A 331-nucleotide genomic window follows, 5' to 3' on the forward strand; every position below is an offset into this window, starting at 1 on the left:
ACACAGCTGCACCATTATTTGGGGCATATATATTTATGATTGTATGTCTTGTTGGTGTATGGTTCCCTTGAGCAGTATGAAGTGTCCTTCTTTATCCCTTTTGATTAGCTTTGGCTTGAAATCTATTTTATTAGATATGAGTATGGACACTCCTGCTTGTTTCCGCAGTCCATATGAGTGGTATGATTTTTCCCAACCTTTCACCTTCAGTCTATGAATATCTTTCCCTATCAGATGCGTCTCCTGTAGACAGCATATTGTTGGGTCTTGTTTTGTGATCCATTCTACTAGCCTGTGTCTCTTAATTGGTGAGTTTAAGCCATTAACATTT

General features: G+C 38.4%; 1 protein-coding gene. It reads right to left on the minus strand.

Translation table 11 applies throughout. The features are described from left to right. Nucleotides 1-33: 33 nt before the first annotated feature. Nucleotides 34-331, minus strand: a 298-nt coding sequence (locus LKL37_RS23000; RefSeq protein WP_431612571.1) for an endonuclease/exonuclease/phosphatase family protein, incomplete at its 5' end; no start/stop codon positions are given.

The sequence above is a fragment of the Chryseobacterium sp. 'Rf worker isolate 10' genome (assembly GCF_050753305.1).
In the GTDB taxonomy this organism is placed as follows: Bacteria; Bacteroidota; Bacteroidia; order Flavobacteriales; family Weeksellaceae; genus Chryseobacterium.